Here is a 19,431-nt window from a genome sequence, read left to right on the forward strand (position 1 = left end):
GGACGGGGGCTGGACGGCTTGCCTCAGCAGCGCCGGCCCCAATCAAACACCCTGTGTAGCCTCGAAACTGTGCTCTGCCGGGCTGTTGCGCGGGTTGTCGAGACACTGATGCAGAGCGGTTTCCCAGTCCGGCAGTTCAACGTTCCACTCACGCTGCAAGCGTGCGCAGCTAAGGCGCGAATTGAGCGGGCGCTGAGCGGCTGTGGGGTAGTCCTTGGACATGATGGGCTCGAGTGTGGCGCGCAGGCGACCTTGCTGATCCAACTGCTCGGCGATGCAGCAGGCGAAACCGTACCAGGACGTCTCGCCAGTGGCGGACAGATGATACAACCCACTGGGTCCGCCGCTACCGTCACGCCACTTGCGCACCATATCAGCCGTAACCGCGGCGATGGTGCCGGCCCAGGTCGGTGCGCCGATCTCGTCGTCGACAACCGACAGCGAGTCGCGTTCCTGCAACAGGCGCTGCATTGTCAGCAGGAAGTTGCGACCGTGCAGCGAGTAGACCCAGCTGGTGCGCAGAATCAGGTGCTGGCCGCCAATCGCCTGGATCGCCTGTTCACCGGCCAGCTTGCTTGCGCCATAAACGCTCAACGGGGCTGGCTGATCCTCTTCGTCATACGGCTCGAGCTTGCGTCCATCGAAGACATAGTCGGTGGAATAGTGAATCAGCGGCACGCCAAGAGCTGCAGCTTCCTCTGCGAGCACGCCAGGGCCGGTGGCGTTCACCGCGAAGGCCTGATCACGATCGCCCTGTGCTGGGTCGACGGCCGTGTAGGCGGCTGCGTTGATGATCATGTCAGGGCGTAGCAGGCGCACTTGCTGGCGAATCTGCTTGGGCTCGGCCAAGTCCAGCGCCTTGTGTCCCAAGGCGAGCACTCTCCCTTCACCGGCAAGCGCCAGTTGCAGCTCCTGAGACAGTTGCCCCTTGCTACCGGTGATGAGGATTTTCATGCAAACAGCTCCGCTTCGCTGAGTATCTTGCCCGCGGCGTCTTTCTGCGATAGCTGCGGTAGTTCCTGAAACGGCCACTCGATGCCGATCTGCGGGTCGTTCCAGAGCAGCGAGCGTTCATGGGCCGGTGCGTAGTAATCGGTGGTCTTGTAAAGGAACTCGGCGCTTTCGCTGAGTACCACGAAGCCGTGGGCGAAACCCTCGGGAATCCACAGCATCCGCTGGTTCTGGGCGCTCAGGCGGGTACCGACCCAACGTCCGAAGCTCGGCGAGCTGCGGCGCAGATCCACGGCTACGTCGAACACTTCGCCAGCTACGACCCGCACCAGCTTCCCCTGCGGCTGCTGGATTTGGTAATGCAGCCCGCGCAGTACGCCGCGCTGGGACTTGGAATGGTTGTCCTGAACAAAGGTGCGCTTGAGGCCGGTTGCGGCCTCGAAGGCGGCGGCGTTGAAGCTTTCGTAGAAAAAGCCGCGCTCATCACCGAACACCTTGGGCTCGATGATCAGCACGTCGGGAATGTCGGTTTCGATGATCTTCATGCGTCTTCACCGGCCAGCTTGAACAGATACTGGCCATAGCCGGTCTTGCCCAGGGCATCGGCGCGTTGTAGCAGTTGCTCGCGGTCGATCCACTTGTGCTGGTAGGCGATTTCTTCCAGGCAGGCGACCTTCAGGCCTTGGCGGTGCTCGATGGTCTGCACGTACTGCGAAGCTTCTAGCAGACTGTCGTGGGTGCCGGTGTCGAGCCAGGCGAAGCCGCGGCCGAAGCGTTCGACGTTGAGGTCGCCGCGCTTGAGGTAGGCATTGTTGACGTCCGTGATTTCCAGCTCGCCACGCGGCGACGGTTTGATCGACTTGGCGATCTCGATCACGTCGTTGTCGTAGAAGTACAGACCGGTGACGGCATAGCTGGATTTCGGCTTCGCCGGCTTCTCTTCGATCGACAACGCCTTGCCTGACTCGTCGAAATCGATAACGCCGAAACGCTCCGGATCCTTGACCCAGTAGCCGAACACCGTGGCGCCCTTTTTCTGCGCCGACGCGCGCTGCAGCTTCTCGGTGAAGTGCTGGCCGTGGAAGATGTTGTCGCCGAGGATCAGGCACACCGAGTCGTTGCCGATGAATTCTTCACCGATCAGGAAAGCCTGGGCCAGACCGTCTGGCGAAGGTTGTTCGGCGTAGCTGAAGTTGACCCCGAACTGGCTGCCGTCGCCCAGCAGGTTGCGGTATTGCGGCAGGTCCTGCGGTGTGGAGATCAGCAGAATGTCGCGGATGCCGGCGAGCATCAGTACCGAAATCGGGTAGTAGGCCATCGGCTTGTCGTAGATCGGCAGTAATTGCTTGGATACGCCCAGGGTGATGGGATGCAGACGGGTGCCGGAGCCTCCGGCGAGGATGATTCCTTTCATGCGTTCTCCAGTGCGCCAAGGCGCTCACGTTGATAGCTGCCGTCCTGAACGCGACGGCACCATTCGAGGTTGTTGAGGTACCACTGCACCGTCTTGCGCAGGCCGGTCTCGAAGGTTTCCTGCGGGACCCAGCCCAGCTCGCGCTCGATCTTGCTGGCGTCGATGGCATAACGCAGATCGTGGCCAGGGCGGTCTTTGACGAAGGTGATCAGGTCCTCATAACGCGCCAAACCTTCCGGCTTCTGCGGCGCCAGTTCTTCGAGCAGGGCGCAGATGCCGCGCACCACGTCGATGTTCTTCTGCTCGTTGTGGCCGCCGATGTTGTAGGTCTCGCCGACTTCACCTTTGCTGACGACCTTGAACAGGGCGCGGGCGTGATCCTCAACGAACAGCCAGTCGCGTACTTGGGCGCCATCGCCATAGACGGGCAGCGGCTTGCCATCCAGTGCGTTGAGAATAACCAGCGGGATCAGCTTCTCGGGGAAGTGATAGGGGCCGTAGTTGTTCGAGCAATTGGTGATCAGGACCGGCAGCCCGTAGGTGCGCTGCCAAGCGCGAACCAAGTGGTCGGAAGAGGCCTTGCTGGCCGAATACGGCGAGCTGGGCGCATAGGGCGTGGTCTCGGTGAACAGGTCGTCGACACCGTGCAGGTCGCCGTAGACCTCATCGGTAGAGATGTGATGGAAACGAAAGGCCTGGCGGCGGCCTTCGGGCAGTGTCTGCCAGTAAGCACGAGTCGCTTCCAGCAATTGGTAGGTGCCGACGATGTTGGTTTGAATGAATTCGGCCGGGCCGTCGATTGAACGATCGACGTGGGATTCGGCGGCCAGGTGCATGATGGCGTCCGGTTGGAATTCCAGCAGCGCTTCGCTTACCCGCTCGCGATCGGCGATGTCGGCCTGAAGAAACTGATAGCGATCGCTGCTCTGCACTTCAGCCAGCGACTCGAGATTGCCGGCATAGGTCAGCTTGTCCAGGTTGAGGACGCTGTGCTCGGTGTCTTGGATGAGATGGCGGATCAGTGCAGAGCCGATGAATCCGGCTCCGCCGGTGACGAGAATGCGCATGATGATAGGCTTCCTTGGCGCGCTACAGAGCAACGGGCTCTTTGGCATGTCGGCAGGATAGACCTGCCGAAAATATAAAAATTCCCAGCTGTGGGCTGGAGAGGATAAGGCTTCGGCGAAAGTCTGCCGCGGCGCTGCCTGACAGACAATGACGACGATAGATCGGACGCATGTAACGGCCCGGACGCGGCGAAGTCGGCCGCTCTTTTTGTGCAGATTTTGCGCAGAGCAGCACACTGGCTCGCTCAGCGGTCCTCACGATACAAAGGGATGGGTGGCGCAGTTGGCGCAAATGAGTAATATCGCCTCGGAATTCACGACAGGTAGCAATGGAATGCCCACCCGTAACGCACAGCTCGCCGAGTTGCTTAGCCTCACTGCGCAGAGTATTTCCCAATTATCCGAAGCGCTGACGACCTTTTCGTTCGAACTCATGGCCAGCGAGGATCCCGCTGCGCGCATCGCCAGCCGCCGCATGGTGTCCCGAGTCTCGACAATCCAATCGACCTTCGACCAGAAGTGGCGCGAGCTCAGCGCTGTCGCTGGGATTGCGCCGAACACATCTGGCTCGGAACCCGGGGTGGTCACGCACTCTTCGCCTGAGAACCCTGGTTCCGCCAAGTCTACTCGTAGCGAAGGCTAGCGCCGCCAGGCGTGTTGACGTAGCCAACTCAATCCGTGAACCCCGGCTATGACGAACTGCTCGGGTCTCTAGACTCCCGGCGAACAACTGCTGGGAAGTGAGGCGGTGAACGCTTCAGCCTTGCGGCATTTGCTTTGCGTGGGAAAGGGTCCATTCGAGAACCTCTTGGCTCAACGTGTCGCTGGCCTGACCGAACGCCTCGACCACACTTTCGACGCTCGGATCGGCGCTGGCCTGGCGAACCTCGAAACGCCGGCTGGCCAGGGTGTGCTGGTTCTGGCGGTTCACCAGGCGCGCATCGAGTCGAATCAGTACCTGCGGCTCGCCGTCGACGTATTCACTCTGGAACGCGCGCAAATCGCTGTGCAAGCTGATATCGGCATAAAGATTGACATCCTCGTTGCTCACCGAAGGCATGCGCCCGTCACGCTGGAACGCTTCGATCAGACGGTCGCGCAGCAGCACTGGCGCCGCATCGCTCCAGCGTGCGCCCTGGTAGGCGCTGATCTGATTGCCCTGCGGGACCACGGCAATGCGCTGGCCGGACAGAATGCGGCTGGCCTGTGGAGTATTGATGCGCAACGCGTGCTGCAGCGTCGGCTCGCTGGCCCGCTGCGGTGTCGTCGCGGTAGGCAGGAGGAAAATTCGCAACGGCTCGGAGTCCGGCAATATCGAACATGCCGAGAGCACTGCGAACAGCCCGAACAGAGCGAGGCGGGGCAGAGGACTACGGCGAAGGCTCATGGGTTGAACTCCTGCAGTTTGTCACGGCCGAGCAGGAACGCGCTCGGGTTGTCTTCCAGGCGCTGGGTGACCCGGCGCAGCGCGCCGAGGGTCGAGCGCAGCTCGTTGATCGCCGGCCCCAGTTCGTTGAAACCCTGCATGCCGTTATTCAGCGCGCCCTGGTTTTCTTCGAGCAGCGTATCCAGGCGGGAGGTGGTGCGATCCAGCGCACTCATCGACTGCGCAGCACTGTCGAGCACGCTGCGGCCTTGTTCATCAAGCAATCCATTGGCGTTGCGTGCCAAAGTCGATAGCTCACCCATGACGGTATTGGCCTGCTGGCTGAGTTGATTGAATTGCTGCAGCGTCTGGGCTAGGTCGCCGCGCTGGTCGGACAGCACGCTCGTCGCTTGCTCCAAATGTTCCAAGGTGCTGCTCAGGCGCGTTGTGTTTTCCTCGGAGAAGACCTTGTTGGCGCTGAGCAGCAGGTTGTTGATATTACTCATCAGGTCCTCGCCGTTTTCCAGCAGCGCGCTGAGCGAGGACGGGTCGGCTACAATCAGCGGCGGGTTGTCGGAATCGCCTTCCAGGCGCGGGCTTTCCGGGGTGCCGCCGTGCAGCTGGATGACCATGCTGCCGGTGATGTTGGCCAATGCCAGGCGCGCCTGGGTGTCCGTCTTGATTGGCGTGCCGCCATAGACGCGAATGCGTGCGCGGACCTTGCGTGGATCATCCGGCTCCAGCCACAGCTGGGTCACGTCGCCAACCTTGATGCCGCTGTATTCCACCGAACTGCCGCTGGACAGCCCGCTTACCGCCTGGCTGAAACCGATGTCGTAGTAGCTGTATTCGCGGTCCATGCTGGACTTGCCCAGCCACAGCGCGAAAACCAGCGCGCAGCCGACTGCGATAACGGTGAACAGTCCGATCAATACATGATGGGCACGGGTTTCCATCTTAAAAATTCTCCAGCTTTAGCGCCGCTTCGTGCGCCGCGCGGCCACGCGGGCCGTGAAAATATTCACGAATCCAGTCATCGTCGGTAGCGGCGACCGCTTCCAGTGTATCGACCACCAATACGCGCTTTTGCGCCAGCACCGCGACGCGGTCGCAGATGGTATAGAGCGTATCCAGATCATGAGTGACCAGAAATACGCTGAAGCCCAGGGCATCGCGCAGGGTTAGGATCAGCTGATCGAACGCTGCGGCGCCGATGGGATCCAGCCCCGCGGTTGGCTCGTCGAGAAACAGCACTTCCGGGTCCAACGCCAATGCGCGGGCCAGCGCGGCACGCTTGACCATGCCGCCGGACAACTCGTCGGGATACTTGCAGGCAGCTTCCGGTGGCAGGCCAGCTAGCGCCAGCTTCTGCCGCGCCAGGTGTTCGGCATCGGCACGCTTGAGCCCGGCGTGTTCGATCAGCGGCAGCGCGACGTTTTCCTGCAGATTCAGCGAGGTGAACAGGGCGCCGCGCTGGAACAGGACGCCGAAGCGGCGCTCGACCTCTGAACGGCGCTGCGTAGAAAGCTTCAGCAGGTTCTCGCCGAATACCTTGACGCTGCCGGCGTTGGGCCGACGCAGGCCGACGATGCTGCGCAGCAACACCGACTTACCAGTGCCGGAGCCGCCTACCACGCCGAGAATCTCACCGCGGCGGATGTCCAGGTCGAGGTTGACGTGCACCGCCTGGCTGCCGAAACGGTTGACCAGACCGCGGACCTGAATCACGGGTTCGTCTGATTTCACCAGCCCATCTCCATGAAAAACAGCGCGGCGATGGCATCGAGCAGGATCACCATGAAGATCGATTGCACCACGCTGGAAGTGGTGTGCTCGCCCACCGACTGCGCGCTGCCGCTGGCCTTGAAACCTTCCAGACAGCCGATCACAGCGATCAGGAAAGCGAACACCGGCGCCTTGCCGATGCCGACTAGAAAGTGATTGAGCGGAATGTCGCGCTGCAGGATGGTGAAGAACATCGCCGGCGAGATATCCAGCGCCAGCGAACAGACCACCAGCCCGCCAACGATGCCACTGAGTATCCCGATAAAGGTCAGGATTGGCAGCGTGATCAGCATCGCCAGCACCCGCGGCAGCACCAGCAATTCGATCGGGCTGAGGCCAAGGGTACGGATCGCGTCTATTTCCTCGTTGGATTTCATCGCGCCGATCTGCGCGGCGAAGGCGCTGGCGGTGCGCCCGGCGAGCAGGATCGCAGCCAACAACACACCGAATTCCCGTAAGAAAGAGAACGCTACCAGGTTGACCGTGTAGATGGTCGCGCCGAAATCGGCCAACACTGTGGCGCCGAGAAAGGCCACCACCGCACCGACCAGAAAAGTCAGCAGCGCGACGATAGGGATGGCGTCCAGGCCGGTCTGCTCGATATGCGCCACCAGTGCGGTCACGCGCCAGCGCCGTGGGTTGAGGATGACCGTGAACAGCGTCTGCAGAGTCAGGCCGATGAAGCCGAGCAGGGTGCGCTGCTGATTCCAGACGGCGGCCACGGTGCGCCCGACATGCGCCAGAACATCGGTCAGGCCATTGGTATCCGGGGTCTGCTCGGCTTCCGGCTGGTCCAACGCCACGGCGACTGTCTTCAGCAAAGCCTGGCGCTCAGGGGCAAGTTGCGGCGCCCACTCGTTCAGCCGGGCGATTCGAGCGGGACCGAGCAGTTCGACCAGCAGACCGGCGCCAGCGGTATCCAGCTCGCCAATGGCATCGAGCTCAATTCTGTCGGTCTCGGTTACCTGGCGGTGCGTCCGCTCGATCTCTCGCCGGAGTGTCGCGTAGTGCTGCAGCGTCCAGTCGCCGCCGATGGCCAGGGTGGCGGCCTGCGCGTCGCTAGTCGGTTGCCGCTGCAGACTGCCCGGCGGCGAAGTGGATTGCGTCAAGGGTTGGGTCCCGTTTACGTGTGGCGTGCGAGGCTCGTGCCTGTCGCCGCGGCTTTGGCGAATGCTATCAGTTCGACCAGATTCTGGTGGTTCCGTTTTGCCAACCGGCCTGGTTGTGGCAACGAGCCCGTCGGCGAGGTGCATTTTGTTACAGCGCGCCGCGAACTATCGCACCTGTTCGGCCTCATAGCGTGCAAGCCGCATTCGACGGCGTACGCATCGCGTCATGCGCTGGTAGCTCAAGCGGCCAGTCTTCCGTAAAGGCCCTGTTTAGGGCCCTGTCGTTCGTATCTCTCATCTACCGACCCGCGAGAGCTTTTAATTTGTCGATGAATAATCTGCGCTATCTGCCATTTCTCGCTGTGCTGGCGGTGATCCTTTTTACCGGGCTGCGTCCGGACCCCATTCCACAGGCGTTCGATCAACAGGACAAACTGCACCACCTGCTCGGTTTTGCTGCATTGATGTTCACCATGCGGCTGGCATTCCCGCAGTGGCGCCTGCTCTGGCCGATCGTGCTGAGCCTCACCGCAGCGTTGATGATCGAGATTGCACAGGGATTGCTGCCGAATCGGCAGGCGTCGCTGGCAGACATGCTGGCCAACACCTTGGGCGTGCTGCTTGGCTGGGCCAGTTCGTCCCTGGCGTATCGCTGGTACCTGCGGCGTATCGGCGTGACTACCGATCCGGAAGCATCGGAGCAGGTTGAGCGCGCCGCGGAAGCCACGCGACCCTGAAGCGTGGTCGGCGTAGCGCATCAGCTGGCCGAATCGTTGTGTGAGCGCTGTGTTTTGACGACAAGCGCAGTGACGATCATGGCGACAATCGCTCCGGCTGTCGCCAGAGCCATATCCTTTTGCGGGTCCCATCTATCGTTCTGTGTCGCCAGGAAGGTGCGTCCCAGCCCACCGCCGAGCATCTCGGCGCCAAACCATTCGATCAGCTCGTAGACCGCTGAGGTCGAGAGCACGATATCTACTGGCAGCACCAGGCTCCAGAACCCTGGGCGCAGGCCCAGGCGGATCAGCACTTCGCGGATGGGATAGGCCAGCAGCAGCCCATAGCTGAAGTGCGCCAGCCGGTCGAACTGGTTGCGTTCCCAGCCCATCTGGTCGTTCAGGCTCTCTCCGGTCAGCGTCTGCCACCAGGCGTCGTAAGGAACGTTGGCATAGGTGTAGTGCGCGCCTAACTGATGGACACAAAGGTAGAGAAAAATCAGCGTTGCTGCGCTACGCGATGGCAGGTAGTGCTTGTGACCAAACAGCAGGGCGGCAACCAGGGCCAGCACCAGCAGGTTTTCCAGCAGCCAATCGTGGCGGTTGAACGGTGCGATGGCGAGCGCCCCCCAAACCATCAGAAAGAGCCCAGCCAGCGTCAGTAGGAAGCGTCGGTGGCTTCGGTCTGTCTCCATGTTCTCTCCTGATCGATCACTGTCTCCTTTGTGGGACCAGCGCAGCGGCAAGAGGGTCCGTCCAGCGGCCGGGGCCGATATCGTAGCCGGCCGCTATCCAACTTTTTCCGCCTGAGAGGGGTCACAAAAGCTGGACCCTTAGCGAGGCGGACTATGTGCCCACTCTGACCGGCAGCATCCGAGCGAGGCTATCGCCGCATGGCCTCGGGCTGGCGCTGCTCACGCTGCTGGCTGGCTGTGACGGACAACAGTCCGCGCTGAATCCCGCCGGCGTGGGTGCACAGAGCATCGCCGAGCTGTTTTGGTGGATGAGCGGTGGCGCGCTCGTCATCTGGGCGGCGGTGATGGGCATCGCCATCTACGCGACCCAGGCGCACCCGGAAGCGCACGGTATTCGCGGTGCACGCTGGCTGATCATCGGCGGCGGGATCATTTTCCCGGTGGTGGTGCTGACCGGCCTGCTGATCTACGGGCTGATGCTGATGCCACAGCTGCGCTCCACCGAGGCTATCGGCCTCAGAGTCGACGTGGCCGGCGAGCAGTGGTGGTGGCGCGTGCGCTATCAGACTGAGGCGGGCGACAAGGTGGAGCTGGCCAATGAGATTCGCCTGCCGGTGGGCCGGCGGGTGGCCTTCAGCCTGACCAGCCCGGACGTAATCCACTCGTTCTGGATTCCTTCGCTTGGCGGCAAGGTCGACATGATTCCCGGCCGCACCAACGAGCTTGTGCTGGAGCCAACACGCACCGGCACTTTCCGCGGCGCCTGCGCCGAATACTGCGGCGCGTCCCATGCGCTGATGAATTTCGCCGTGGTGGTGATGGAGCCGGAAGCCTTTACCGACTGGCTTGCGGGGCAGGCGCAGCCGGCACGGGCGCCAGATTCGGCTTTGCAGCAAGCAGGCCAGCGCGCTTTTCTCAGCAACGGCTGCGGCGCCTGCCACAGCGTGCGCGGCACCGAGGCCGACGGCACGGTCGGGCCGGATCTGACCCACGTTGGCAGCCGCCTGAGCCTCGCGGCCGGGACGCTGCCGGTCGATGTCGAGGCGTTCCAGCGCTGGATCGGCCACACCGGCGAGATCAAACCGGATGTAAGAATGCCCGCTTTCGGCATGTTGCCCGGTGAGCAGCTGAACGCCATGGCCCACTACCTGAGCGGACTGAAATGAGCGAGCCGATGGACGTGACCGAGCCGGAGAGCAATCGCAACCCGCAGGAAGAAGCCCATGCCAAGGCGCAAGCCGAACGCCTTGCCGCCGCCTGGAAAACACCCACCGGCTGGCGCTATTGGTCGGCGGTGAATAACACCGAAGTGGGCCTCTGGTACACCGGCGTAGCGTTCCTGTTCTTCCTCTTTGCCGGCGTGCTGGCGATGCTGATCCGTGCCCAGCTGGCGGTGCCGAACAACGACCTGCTGTCTGCCGACACCTACAACCAGGTCTTCACCCTGCACGGCTCGGTGATGATGTTCCTGTTCGGCGTGCCGATCTTCGAGGCGTTTTCGATCCTGATCCTGCCGCAGATGCTCGGCGCGCGAGACCTGCCGTTTCCGCGGCTGTCGGCCTACGGGTTCTGGTGCTTCATCATCGGCGGTGTGTTCGTCTGCGGCTCGATCTTCTTCGGCGTCGCGCCCCAGGGTGGATGGTTCATGTATCCGCCGTTGACCACCAGCTATCAGGAAGGACTCGGCGCGGATATCTGGCTGCTCGGGCTGTCGTTCATCGAGGTATCGTCGATCGCGGCGGCAGTGGAGCTGATCGTCGGTGTGCTGAAGACGCGACCGCCAGGGATGCGCATCAACCTGATCCCGCTGTATTCCTGGTACATCCTGGTGGTGGCCGGGATGATTCTGTTCGCCTTCCCGCCGTTGATCGCCGGGGACCTGCTGTTCGAGCTGGAGCGCGCGTTCGACTGGCCGTTCTTCGACCACACTCGCGGCGGCGATCCGCTGCTCTGGCAGCACCTGTTCTGGATATTCGGCCATCCGGAGGTGTACATCATCTTCCTGCCGGCGGTGGCGCTGGTGGCGACCATCGTACCCACCGCCGCCCAGCGGCCCATCGTCGGATACAGCTTCATCGTTCTGGCGGCAGTGGGCACCGGCTTTATCAGCTTCGGGCTGTGGGTGCACCACATGTTCACCACCGGCATGCCGGGCATATCGCTGGCATTCTTCTCGGCGGCGTCCGAGGCGGTGGCGATACCCACTGGTGTACAAATTTTCTGCTTTCTCGCCACGGCGCTGGCGGGGCGGTTCGTCAAATCGGTGCCGATGCTGTTCGTCGCCGGCGCGCTGGCGATCTTCGTCCTCGGCGGCTTGACCGGCGTGATGGTGGCGCTGGCGCCGTTCGACTTTCAGGCGCACGACACCTACTTCATCGTCGCCCACCTGCATTACGTGCTGATCGGCGGGATGCTGTTCCCGGTCATCGCCGGGCTGTACTACTTCTTCCCGCTGGCGATGAGCAAAACGCTCTCGGACCGCCTCGGACGCATCGCCTTCTGGCTGATGTTCATCGGCTTCAACATCGCCTTTCTGCCGATGCATTTCACTGGGCTTCTGGGCATGCCGCGGCGGGTCTATACCTATGCGCCGGACATGGGCTTCGACGTGCTCAACATGGTCTCCACGGTCGGCGCCTTCATTCTCGCCGCCGGGGTCGCGGTGCTGGTCTGGGATGTGCTGCGGCCCAAGGGCAAGCAGCCTTACAGCAAGCGCAACCCGTGGAACGCCGGCACTCTGGAATGGCTAGCGGAAATGCCCGGCAAGTCCTGGGGCGTGCGCTCGATTCCGATCATCAAGAGCCGCTACCCACTGTGGGACCAGCCGAATCTGATGCGCGACGTCGATGCCGGGCGCTTTTATCTGCCCGATGCCGAAGAGGGCAAGCGCGAGACGCTGATCAGCAGCATCATCGATGCCGAGCCGATCCAATGCCTGCGGGTGCCCGGGCCGACCTTTCTCAGCTTCTGGGCGGCGGTCTTCACTGGCGGCCTGTTTATCTTCGCCACCTACAGCTGGTACGTCGCAGCGCTGACCAGCGGCTTTCTAGCCCTGGTAACCATTCTTATCTGGCTGTGGACGGGCACTGCGGTGATTCCGGAGAAGCCGCGAAAAGACATCGGCCTGAACGTGTCGGCGCCGCTCTATGCCTCAGGCGCCAAGTCGGTGGGCTGGTGGGCGATGTTCATCACCATGATCGGTGACATGAGCGCCTTCGCCAGCCTGGTGTTCGGCTACTTCTTCTTCTGGACGGTGCATGAGGATTTCCCACCCGCGGACGCCGCCGGTCCCGGTGTGGTCTGGCCGTTGATCGCGTTGGGTCTAATCCTCGCCTCCTGGGGTTTGACGCTGCTGGCACGCCGCTGCAATGACCGCGATCAGGCGACGGGCTTCTACCTCGCGCTGGGGCTGGCCGTCTTGCTGACCCTGGCGGGCGCCTACTCGCTGTGGGCCGGGCCGCATTTCAGCGGGCTCGATCCGACCAGCAACGTATACCCAGCGACCGTCTGGGTGCTGGTGCTCTGGTGCCTGCTGCACCTGGGCATCGGTCTGATCATGCAGCTGTACTGCCTGGCGCGCCGGGCTGCCGGGCGGATGACCGCCGAGCACGATATCGATATCCGTAATGTCGCGCTCTACTGGCATTTCATGGCGATTACCTTGGTCGTGACCGTCGCGGTCATTGCCGGCTTCCCGGAGGTCGCATGAGCGAGCGAACCGAAATCCGGCCGGAAGATAACGCCGAAGCGCCGCCTGACGAGCGGGTTACGCTCTGGCTACTAACCTTCGGGCCGGCCATCTGGGCGGTGCACTTCGTGCTGTCCTATGCGGCGGCCGCGGTCTGGTGCGCCAAGGTCGCGGGGCGTACGGGACCGTTGGCTGACGTGCGCATCGTCATCGGTGTGCTAACGCTGCTAGCGCTCATCGGTATAGCCGCGACCGGCTGGCGCGGTTGGCGTATGCACAGCTTTGGTAACGCCACCGCACCGCATGATTTCGATACGCCCGCCGACCGCCATCGGTTTCTGGGCTTTTCGACACTGCTGCTTAGCGGTCTTAGTTTTGTCGCGACGGTTTTCGTCGCCCTCTGTGTGGTCTTCATCCGGAGTTGCGCATGATCTGGCGCCCGCTGTCATTGATGCTGGGCCTGACCACGCTGGCGGCGGTGTGGCTCGGCCCGCTACCGGCGATGGCCGATCGGTTGTTCGTCGGGCACATGCTGATGCACGTGATGGTGGTGGCGGTCGCGGCGCCGCTGCTGGCGATCGGCCTCGCTGGCAGCCGGTTGGATTTCTCCAGCCGAATCCCATTTCTGTTCTCGCCGGTTCTGGCGTCGGTGATCGAGCTATTCGTGGTCTGGGCCTGGCATATGCCGGCTCTGCACCATGCCGCACGCACATCGCAGTCCGCCGAGTTGCTGGAGCAAGGCAGCTATTTGGTCGTCGGTCTGCTGGTGTGGCTCGCGGCGTTCGGCGGCGTCCGGCATCAGCGTGCGCTGGCCGGCATCGCCGGGTTGCTGCTGACCTCGATGCACATGACGCTGCTTGGCGTGCTGCTGACGATGGCGAACCGACCGCTGTTCGAGCACACCGGCTCAGCGTTGTCGGGCCTCGGCCCGCTTGAGGATCAGCAGCTGGGCGGCGTGATCATGCTGATATTCGGCGGCACGTCCTACCTGATCGGCGGGTTGTATCTGCTGAGTGGCCTTCTACAGGACAAGCGCCATGCCGTTTCGGTCAGCTAGGCGAATGCAGCGACTCTCGACGCCCCTGCGCCGGTGGCTGCGCTGGTTGACGGGCGGCTCGTGGAAACGCGTTCTGGCGGCAGTGGCGCTGATGATTGCGGTCGCAGGCTCCGGCGGCTTCTTGCTGATCTCGCTGGGGTTGGTGTCGATCAGCGCCAGCTCCGGCCACTGGGCGGCGACCGGCTGGGTGCTGCATTACGCCATGCGCCGCGCGGTGAGCACCCAGTCGATGGGCATCGAGGTGCCGCCGCTCGACGATCCGGCACTGGTGCTCAAGGGCGCCGGCCACTACGAAACCGGCTGCGTTACTTGTCATGGCGCGCCGGGGCGTGAGCGATCGCTGATCGCGCTGCAGATGACCCCGGAACCACCCTTCCTGCCGCCGCGTATCGAGCGCTGGGAGCCGCAGGAGCTGTTCTGGATCGTCAAGAACGGCGTCAAGTACACCGCCATGCCAGCCTGGCCGGCGTCCAAGCGTGAGGATGAAGTCTGGGCCATGGTGGCGTTTCTCCAGGCGCTGCCGGAGATGTCCACCGCGCGCTACCGGGAGCTTGCGCTGGGCGAGCGCGCCGCTGATGCCGCCGAGCCGGTGACGCCTGATCATTTGCGCTCGCTTGGTGATCCGCTGGGCCCGGTGTTGGCCAACTGCAATCGCTGCCATGCCGAAGACGGCGGCGGACGTGGGCAAGGCGCCTTCCCGCGGCTGGCCGGGCAGAGCGAGGCCTATCTGCTTGGCACGTTGCAGGCTTACGCCAATGGAAAACGCCATAGCGGCATCATGCAACCGATTGCCGCCGGGCTTGAGCCGCCGGTGCTGCAGGCGCTGGCCAGGCACTTCGCCGAGTTGCCGACGGTCAGCCGGACGGACGCTCCAGCGCCAACGCCCGCTGTGCTTGCTGAGGGCAAGACACTTGCCAAACGCGGCGTGCCTGAGCGCGGCATCCCCTCCTGCGTGCATTGCCACGGTCCGAAGACCGGTCCGCGCAACCCGATGTACCCCAACATCGCCGGACAGTACGCCAGCTATCTAAAGCAGCAGCTGGAGCTGTTCAACTCCGGCACGCGTGGCGGCGGCGAATACGCGCAGATCATGCATAGCGCCGCGCAGCGGTTGACGCCTGAGCAAATGCAGGCGCTGGCGGATTACTATGCATCGTTGCCGCAGCAGGTGGCATCGACATTGGCTACCAAACCGGCCGCCGTATCACCACAACAGAGGTAACCGATGTACGACAAAATCGTGGAAGTGGTTTCGGCGTTTGGCTATGTGGGCGTGTTCGCGCTGATGCTGTTGGAGAATATCTTTCCGCCGATTCCGTCCGAGCTGATCATGCCGCTCGCGGGCTTCGTGGCGGCGCGCGGCGAGCTGAATTTTGCCGGGGTGATTGCTGCTGGCACCGCTGGCTCGGTGGTGGGTGCGCTGCCCTGGTATTACGCCGGCGCCAAGCTCGGCAAGGAACGCATGAAGCGCCTCGCCAAGCGTTGGGGGCATTGGCTGACCCTGTCGCCGGAAGACGTCGACAAAGCGAGCAACTGGTTCGACCGGCACGGCAAGGGCGCGGTGTTTTTTGGCCGTCTGATGCCAGCGGTGCGCACGCTGATTTCCGTGCCGGCCGGTATCGTCGGCATGCCGATGACGCTGTTCCTGATTTATTCGACGCTGGGGTCGTTGCTCTGGACGGCGCTGCTGGCATTGGCGGGCTTTCTGCTCGAATCGCAGTATGAAAAGGTTTCCGAATACCTTGATCCGATTTCCACCGGTGTGGTGGTGTTGTTCGTGCTCTTTTACCTGTACAGGCTGCTCCGCCAGCGCTTCGCGCGGCGTGACTGAGCAGGTGGGCTGAAGCGGAACGCCGCCAGGCCTGTTGCCGCTGACTCCGATTGTTGGTGGGCTGAAGCCCACCCTACAAGACTGATTCGTCAGAGACCCGTAGGGTGGGCTTTAGCCCACCGCTTGCTAGCACAAGCAGCTTTTCAGTACCTCGCCAGGCCTGTTTCCGTGAGGCTCAGGCGGCGCCGGCGGTGTGGTGCTGCGTCTGGCGCGCGCGCTCGCACTGGTCGATCACGGCATACACCCGCTGCCACATTTGCTCGGATTGCTGTTTGAGCTGCGCAGTGCGAGCTTGAATCAGTGCCTCGATCCGCGCGCTTTCGTCGGTGACCAGATCGATCTTGCGCTTGATCTCCGCTTCGTCGGTGGTCACCTCGACCAATCCATCTGGGAAGCCGTAATCCTCGAAGAGCATCTGGTATTTGTGACTCCAGCCGGTCGCCAGCGCCGGCACGCCCTGCGATAACGCACTGACCAGGCCATGGAAGCGACTGCCCAGCGTGCCGCTGCAGGCACCGAGGATGCCCTTGATTTCCAGCGCACCGCTTTCCCTGACGATCGGGATACCGCCAACGGCCGCCGAGAGTTTCTCGGCCAGCATCAGGTCGTCCTTGCCCTCGTGAACCAGCACGAACGGCTTGGCATCCTTCTCCAGCAAATAGCGGGTGCACGTGATGAGGAAGGGCAGGTAGGCGTCGCGCGTCTTCTGGTCGGTCTTGTCCAGCATTCGGCAGTTGGGAACGATGCAGAAGCGGTTCTGCACGGCGTCGAAATTGGGCGGAATCACGCCGGAGATCAGATTGGTGAAATCGGGCGACTGGCGAATCTTGCTCTGCTCACCGACCAACCCGGTCAGATGCTCGTAGGAGATGCGCTCGCGCGGAAAGATCAGATCGACGTTATCGACAACGGTCTTCATCGCCGCCTGGTTCTTCTCCAACTTGAACGGGCCCAGCGCCTGCGGCAACAAAATCACTCGAGTGCCGTGCTTGCTCCAGCGTTTGGCCGATTGCGCCAGCTCTGCGCAAGGGCTTTCCCCCCACTGATCGCTGTAGGCGAAGCCGGCCGCGTCGATGACTACGTCAACTTCCTTGTCCAGCACCACGCCGTACATTTCGCGTAGCGGACGCGGCGCGAAATTCGCCAGGCCGCCCCACTGGATGCCGTAGCGCCACAGCCATGCCTTCGGATAGAAACCCAGCTGAACGAGTTTGTGGAACGGTTGTTCAGCCTTTTTAGGTGTCGGTGCCATGACGTAGGTAGCGTCGGGATACCGGGTCTTCAGCTTCTGCAACGCCGCGTGCAACATGAGCTCGGCGCCTTTATTGACGAAGCCTGCCTTTCTGATCTCGATAATCATCGCTTACCTCAGTTGAATACAATCAAGTCTTGCTCGGTCTTCTTGTCCGAATAGGGAATCCCTCCAGTTGGATCGGCATAGCCCACCGCCAGTAGCATCACGGTGCGTTCGTGGTAGGCCAGGCCTAGTTTTTTCGCCAGCAATCGTTCCTTTTCTTCCACGTCCGGCCAGTTGATCGAGCAGGTGGAAAGGCCGAGGCTTTCGCACGCCAGCATCAGCTGCATGGCTGCTAGCGAGCCGTCGATATAGACGACGTGGCGGTCGCGCGCTTCCGGGTAGCAGCTCAGATCGCCCACCACAGCGATTACACAGGGCAGGTTGTCGTGGAAACCCGCCGTGCCGCCAGCGCACTTGGCGACATCGGCAGCCTTGGCGGGGTCATTGCTGACATAGAAACGAAATGGCTGTCGATTACAGGCAGAGGGGGCCAATGCGGCGGCCCTGACTGCCTGCTCGATCAGCTCGTTGCTGACCGGCTTGTCCTGATACCAGCGCACCGAGCGCCGACGGCGGAACAGCGTCATCAGCTCTTCGTAGCTGACCGGACATTCCGGCAACTGGCTATGCGGGTACGGCACGCGGCGGTTCGATTCATCGGGGTTCTGCGCACTGGAAAACGCGCGCTTGGCCGAATCGATGCGCGGCGTACTACCGACCGCGGAGAAATAGTCGGTGAGCACGTCGTTGGCCCAGCGCTGCTGGCCATTGACCTCTCCGGTCTGCGCCGCATCGGCATAGCAGCGGACCGTCGGGCCGATGTAATCCTCGGCAAAGGTGCTGCGGCGGGGTCGCATGATCAGGCCCTTCTCCAGCCGGTGCACGTTGCGCCGCAGAAAGGCGTCGTTCTCGCCCTTGCTACGCATCAGCCTGGCGAATTGCAGGCGGCCGAGCAGTACGGCACGGTGCTCGCGGTCGAACTCGCGGCTGATAAAGCAGTAGTACAGCGAAGACAGGAAACCGTTGCCGGAAAACAGCCGGACCATAGCCAGCCCAGTATTGTCCCGAGTGGCTTTGATCGCCGTCTTCACTGGGTCGGGCAGGGCGCGGGCAAGGGACATGAGGCTCATCGGGTGGCTCCTACGGCGCTGAATGCATAGCGAAATGGACTGAAGATGGATCGGGTCATCATGTAAAACACCGGCCGGGTTTTCTTGTGCACCAGCAGCGCGGCGTAGGAAGCGATTGCGTATGAAATCAGCGTCGCCATGGCTGCGCCCTCACCGCCGTAATGCGGAATCAGCAGCAGGTTAAGGCCAATATTGGCCAGGGCGCCGAGGCCTTGTGTGACCAAGGAAAACATCAGCGCGCCCTCTATGAGGATCCAGCGGCTGAACAGCGCGCGCATGAAGATGAACACGCCACCCCAAATATGGATAACGAGGATTGAGGCGGAGTTCTGGTATTCGGCACCGAACAGCAGCGAAATCAGCGGCCCGGCGACGAGCGTCACCAGCACCGCAACGGCGACGGCGAGGAGGAACAAAACATCGAACAGTTGCTGTAAACGCTGGTTGAATCTCGTCGTGTCGGCGGCGTGCAGTTTGATCAGCTTGGGAAAGAAAGACGCGACGATGGCGGTCGGCAGGAAGTACCAGGCTTCCGATAGTTGCGCCGCGACTGCATAGACTCCGACCTCTTCGGCGCCAACCATCCACTTGAGCATCACCTGATCGATCTTCATGTAGATCACCGCGAAGATCGAACCGACATAGATGATCCAGCCTTGGCTGAGCAGCTCCTTGGCCTTGGCGAAGCTGGCTTTCCAGCTCATCACCGAGACGGTCGTGGTGCCTTTGTAGAGGATCGCCAGTATCGCTGCGGCCAGCATGAATTGCGCGGTGTGGGCGAAGGCGAAGGCCACCACCCCCGCGCCGCTGAGCACCAGCAATAGCTTGAGCCCGGCCGAAAGCAGGATCGCGCTGGACTTGGCGATGGCTGGGTATTTGGCCTGTACCTGCGACTGGAACCAGTACTCCACCACGTCGAAGGTCTGGAAGAAGATCGCCGAGGCGACGATCAGCAGCATCCAGAACTCGGTGCCGCCGATCTCTTCGAACAACAGCGAATAGATCAGGATCAGGATGAAGCCGAGCGTCATCCCGGTCAGCTTCAAAAGAAAGGTGGTGCCGAGGGTTTCCGGGACCTTTTCCGGCTTCCTCACCACCTCGCGCACCACCAGACCGGCTAACCCCATATGTCCGGCCGAGGCGAAGATGGCGGTCATCGAAATCGCATAGGAGAGGATGCCGAACTGCTCCGGGCCCAGATACCGCGCCAGCAAGATTGCCGTGAGAAAGCCCACGCCGATATGCAGCAGCCGTTCCGCCATCATCCACGAGGCGTTGAATAGATAGAGCTTGAGTTTGTTGAAGAGGGTAGTAACTGCGGTCAT

The 19,431-nt window shown here is 62.3% G+C and carries 20 protein-coding genes; 8 read left to right on the forward strand and 12 right to left on the reverse strand.

The window, feature by feature from the left end; genetic code table 11:
• Positions 1-42 precede the first annotated feature (42 nt).
• The 4 genes from rfbD to rfbB are packed head-to-tail and all read right to left on the reverse strand — an operon-like array spanning position 43 to position 3,432.
• Positions 43-954 carry a dTDP-4-dehydrorhamnose reductase gene (gene rfbD / locus D7241_RS11920; RefSeq protein ID WP_408101702.1) on the reverse strand — a complete coding sequence of 304 codons (912 nt, stop codon included), beginning with the start codon at positions 952-954 and terminating at the stop codon, positions 43-45.
• Positions 951-1,496 (reverse strand): dTDP-4-dehydrorhamnose 3,5-epimerase, encoded by a 546-nt coding sequence (gene rfbC / locus D7241_RS11925; RefSeq protein WP_255982736.1) that lies wholly within the window; start codon positions 1,494-1,496, stop codon positions 951-953. Before rfbC ends, rfbD begins: the two co-directional genes overlap by 4 nt.
• Positions 1,493-2,365 (reverse strand): glucose-1-phosphate thymidylyltransferase RfbA, encoded by an 873-nt coding sequence (gene rfbA, locus D7241_RS11930; RefSeq protein ID WP_408101703.1) that lies wholly within the window; start codon positions 2,363-2,365, stop codon positions 1,493-1,495. The genes rfbC and rfbA overlap by 4 nt, the downstream gene beginning before the upstream one ends.
• Positions 2,362-3,432 (reverse strand): dTDP-glucose 4,6-dehydratase, encoded by a 1,071-nt coding sequence (gene rfbB / locus D7241_RS11935; RefSeq protein WP_408101704.1) that lies wholly within the window; start codon positions 3,430-3,432, stop codon positions 2,362-2,364. Before rfbB ends, rfbA begins: the two co-directional genes overlap by 4 nt.
• A gap of 334 nt (positions 3,433-3,766) precedes the next feature.
• Between rfbB and D7241_RS11940 the strand changes: the two genes are divergently transcribed.
• Positions 3,767-4,075, forward strand: a complete 309-nt coding sequence (locus tag D7241_RS11940) for a hypothetical protein (RefSeq protein ID WP_408101705.1) — start codon at positions 3,767-3,769, stop codon at positions 4,073-4,075.
• A gap of 114 nt (positions 4,076-4,189) precedes the next feature.
• On the opposite strand, the gene D7241_RS11945 is transcribed toward D7241_RS11940, so the two are convergent.
• Genes D7241_RS11945 through D7241_RS11960 form a run of 4 tightly spaced genes read right to left on the reverse strand, consistent with a single transcriptional unit; the run spans position 4,190 to position 7,662 of the window.
• Positions 4,190-4,819, reverse strand: coding sequence for an ABC-type transport auxiliary lipoprotein family protein (locus D7241_RS11945; protein WP_408101706.1), 630 nt, complete (start codon positions 4,817-4,819; stop codon positions 4,190-4,192).
• A complete protein-coding gene (locus tag D7241_RS11950) occupies positions 4,816-5,754 on the reverse strand; it encodes an MlaD family protein (RefSeq protein WP_255982726.1) in 939 nt (312 codons plus the stop codon). The genes D7241_RS11945 and D7241_RS11950 overlap by 4 nt, the downstream gene beginning before the upstream one ends.
• A gap of 1 nt (position 5,755) precedes the next feature.
• Positions 5,756-6,544, reverse strand: coding sequence for an ATP-binding cassette domain-containing protein (locus D7241_RS11955; protein ID WP_255982724.1), 789 nt, complete (start codon positions 6,542-6,544; stop codon positions 5,756-5,758).
• Positions 6,541-7,662 (reverse strand): ABC transporter permease, encoded by a 1,122-nt coding sequence (locus D7241_RS11960; RefSeq protein WP_255982992.1) that lies wholly within the window; start codon positions 7,660-7,662, stop codon positions 6,541-6,543. The genes D7241_RS11955 and D7241_RS11960 overlap by 4 nt, the downstream gene beginning before the upstream one ends.
• 359 nt (positions 7,663-8,021) lie before the next feature.
• Between D7241_RS11960 and D7241_RS11965 the strand changes: the two genes are divergently transcribed.
• On the forward strand, positions 8,022-8,429 hold the full coding sequence (locus D7241_RS11965; protein ID WP_408102325.1) for a VanZ family protein: 408 nt from the start codon (positions 8,022-8,024) through the stop codon (positions 8,427-8,429).
• 20 nt (positions 8,430-8,449) lie between these two features.
• On the opposite strand, the gene D7241_RS11970 is transcribed toward D7241_RS11965, so the two are convergent.
• Positions 8,450-9,103, reverse strand: coding sequence for a DUF2238 domain-containing protein (locus tag D7241_RS11970; RefSeq protein ID WP_408101707.1), 654 nt, complete (start codon positions 9,101-9,103; stop codon positions 8,450-8,452).
• Between the two features lie 155 nt (positions 9,104-9,258).
• Between D7241_RS11970 and coxB the strand changes: the two genes are divergently transcribed.
• Genes coxB through D7241_RS12000 form a run of 6 tightly spaced genes read left to right on the forward strand, consistent with a single transcriptional unit; the run spans position 9,259 to position 15,679 of the window.
• Positions 9,259-10,269: a cytochrome c oxidase subunit II gene (gene coxB, locus D7241_RS11975; protein WP_408101708.1), complete on the forward strand. Its 1,011-nt coding sequence runs from the start codon at positions 9,259-9,261 to the stop codon at positions 10,267-10,269.
• Complete coding sequence (ctaD, locus tag D7241_RS11980) at positions 10,266-12,812, forward strand: cytochrome c oxidase subunit I (protein WP_408101709.1); 2,547 nt, start codon at positions 10,266-10,268, stop codon at positions 12,810-12,812. Before coxB ends, ctaD begins: the two co-directional genes overlap by 4 nt.
• On the forward strand, positions 12,809-13,222 hold the full coding sequence (locus D7241_RS11985; protein WP_408101710.1) for a hypothetical protein: 414 nt from the start codon (positions 12,809-12,811) through the stop codon (positions 13,220-13,222). The genes ctaD and D7241_RS11985 overlap by 4 nt, the downstream gene beginning before the upstream one ends.
• Positions 13,219-13,848, forward strand: a complete 630-nt coding sequence (locus D7241_RS11990) for a cytochrome c oxidase assembly protein (protein WP_408101711.1) — start codon at positions 13,219-13,221, stop codon at positions 13,846-13,848. The genes D7241_RS11985 and D7241_RS11990 overlap by 4 nt, the downstream gene beginning before the upstream one ends.
• 4 nt (positions 13,849-13,852) lie before the next feature.
• Positions 13,853-15,070 carry a c-type cytochrome gene (locus D7241_RS11995; RefSeq protein ID WP_408101712.1) on the forward strand — a complete coding sequence of 406 codons (1,218 nt, stop codon included), beginning with the start codon at positions 13,853-13,855 and terminating at the stop codon, positions 15,068-15,070.
• Between the two features lie 3 nt (positions 15,071-15,073).
• A complete protein-coding gene (locus D7241_RS12000; protein ID WP_408101713.1) occupies positions 15,074-15,679 on the forward strand; it encodes a DedA family protein in 606 nt (201 codons plus the stop codon).
• Between the two features lie 175 nt (positions 15,680-15,854).
• On the opposite strand, the gene D7241_RS12005 is transcribed toward D7241_RS12000, so the two are convergent.
• Genes D7241_RS12005 through D7241_RS12015 form a run of 3 tightly spaced genes read right to left on the reverse strand, consistent with a single transcriptional unit; the run spans position 15,855 to position 19,431 of the window.
• Positions 15,855-17,039, reverse strand: coding sequence for a polysaccharide pyruvyl transferase family protein (locus tag D7241_RS12005; protein WP_408101714.1), 1,185 nt, complete (start codon positions 17,037-17,039; stop codon positions 15,855-15,857).
• A gap of 8 nt (positions 17,040-17,047) precedes the next feature.
• Entirely contained in the window at positions 17,048-18,106 is a 1,059-nt protein-coding gene (locus D7241_RS12010) for a nitroreductase family protein (RefSeq protein WP_408101715.1), read from the reverse strand.
• Positions 18,103-19,431, reverse strand: coding sequence for a flippase (locus D7241_RS12015; RefSeq protein ID WP_408101716.1), 1,329 nt, complete (start codon positions 19,429-19,431; stop codon positions 18,103-18,105). The genes D7241_RS12010 and D7241_RS12015 overlap by 4 nt, the downstream gene beginning before the upstream one ends.

The organism is Stutzerimonas sp. VN223-3 (assembly GCF_045999685.1).
Taxonomy (GTDB): domain Bacteria; phylum Pseudomonadota; class Gammaproteobacteria; order Pseudomonadales; family Pseudomonadaceae; genus Stutzerimonas; species Stutzerimonas stutzeri_AR.